Below are 1941 nucleotides of genomic sequence, written 5' to 3'. Positions count from 1 at the left end.
TGTCACCGCCGATGTAAAAATGACCCACTAACGCCGGAGTAAAGTTGACCCACCTGGGCCAAGATCGTGGCTTTTGAGCCACGCCCATGTTGACCCAGGAGTTATCAGTGGAAATCAGAGTGTTGGCCCGTCAGGGCATGAGCATCCGGGCTATCGCCCAGCAATTGCGGGTGTCCCGTAACACGGTTCGCAAGTATCTGCGCAACCCGGGCCTGCCAATCTATCCCAACCGAGCAGCCCGACCAACCAAGCTCGATCCTTTTAAACCCTATCTGCAAGCGCGTATCCAGGCAGCGAAGCCACACTGGATCCCGGCGACGGTTCTGCTCAGGGAACTGCGAGAGCATGGTTACACTGGCGGGCTCTCCCAGCTCAAGGCCTGGTTATCGCCTCTGCGCCATGACGCCTCTGGCACCATCGTCCGTTTTGAAACGGCCCCCGGTAAACAGATGCAGGTCGATTTCACCATTATCCGCCGCGGCAATCGGCCTCTAAAGGCCTTTGTTGCTACCCTGGGATTTAGCCGCGCCAGCTATGTCCGTTTCTTCGATCACGAACGTAATGATGCCTGGTTGACCGGACTGCGTGAGGCTTGTCATTTCTTCGGTGGGGTCCCGCAGGAGGTGCTATTTGATAATGCCAGCACCATCATCCGCGAACGGGATGCCTACGGTGAAGGTGACCATCGTTGGCACCCGGCCCTGCTCGCCTTGGCCGAAGAGTTCGGTTTTCGCCCCCGCGTCTGCCGTCCCTACCGGGCCCAGACCAAAGGCAAGGTCGAGCGCTTCAACGGCTACCTCAAACGCAGTTTTGTCACCCCACTAGCAGCCACCCTCAAGCAGGCAGGACTGGCGCTAGATGTGTCAACCGCCAATGCCCATATCGGCCCCTGGTTGCAAGACATCGCCAACCAGCGTAGCCATGGCACTACCGGTGAAGTCCCGGCTATCCGATTGCAACAAGAGCTGCCTCATTTTCTACCCCTGCCACAGGCGCTACCCGTTAGTCCCGGCACCACGGCCACCGCGCGCCCCATGCCGCTGGAGAGCTTGCAGCATCCGCTATCGGTATACCAAGACCTGCTGGAGGTGAACGTATGAACTTGCAGCATGAACGCCTGATGGCCCTGAGTCAGGCGCTGCGCTTGGAAGGGATTGCTGCCCAGTGGTCAACACTAGCTCAGAAGGCGGCCAACGAGGAGGCGAGCTTCGCCGATTATCTGGAGTGGTTGCTGCACGCAGAGCAGACCTTGAGGACCGAGCGCACCCGCCAGACCTTGCTCAAATTGGCCACGTTACCCGTGGTCAAAACGCTGGAGCAGTACGACTTCGGCTTTGCCAGTGGCGCACCTCGCAGCCAGTTGCAGGAGTTGGCCAGCCTGGCTTTTATAGAGCGTAGCGAAAACATAGTGCTGCTGGGCCCAAGCGGAGTGGGCAAGACGCATCTTGCCATCGCACTGGCCTATCGGGCTCTGATGGCTGGCATCAAGACCAGATTTATCAGCGCAGCAGACCTGATGTTGCAGCTGCAAGCAGCTCAACGACAGGAGCGGCTTAATGCCTACTTCAGCCGTGTCGTGATGGGGCCGCGTTTACTGGTGATCGATGAGATAGGCTACTTGCCGTTTGGGCGTGAGGAAGCAAACCTGTTTTTCAATGTGATCGCCAAACGTTATGAGAAAGGGAGCCTGATCTTGACGAGCAATCTGCCCTTTAGCCAGTGGGCCAGCACCTTTGCCGATGATCAGACACTGACGGCAGCTATGCTCGATAGACTGTTACATCATGCACACATCGTTCAGATCAGCGGTGAAAGCTATCGTTTGAAAGAGAAACGCAAAGCGGGGGCCACACCCAAAACCAATTAACCCCATGTCCGGGTGGATCACTTTTCAATCGGCGAAATTAGCCAGAGTGGATCAGTTTTCGGTCGGCGTTGACA

Annotated in this window: 2 protein-coding genes; both read left to right on the top strand. The window is 57.3% G+C overall.

The genetic code is table 11. The features are described from left to right. Positions 1-86: 86 nt before the first annotated feature. Positions 87-1100, top strand: a complete 1014-nt coding sequence (istA, locus tag HB860_RS04445) for an IS21-like element ISAeme17 family transposase (protein ID WP_101880927.1) — start codon at positions 87-89, stop codon at positions 1098-1100. Continuing rightward, a complete protein-coding gene (gene istB / locus HB860_RS04440; RefSeq protein WP_043172592.1) occupies positions 1097-1867 on the top strand; it encodes an IS21-like element ISAeme17 family helper ATPase IstB in 771 nt (256 codons plus the stop codon). The genes istA and istB overlap by 4 nt, the downstream gene beginning before the upstream one ends. Positions 1868-1941: the final 74 nt, after the last annotated feature.

This window comes from Aeromonas genomosp. paramedia, assembly GCF_023093515.1.
Classification (GTDB): Bacteria; Pseudomonadota; Gammaproteobacteria; order Enterobacterales; family Aeromonadaceae; genus Aeromonas.
Note: the sequence above shows the minus strand (reverse complement) of the source record. Positions and strands in the feature narration are given on the sequence as shown.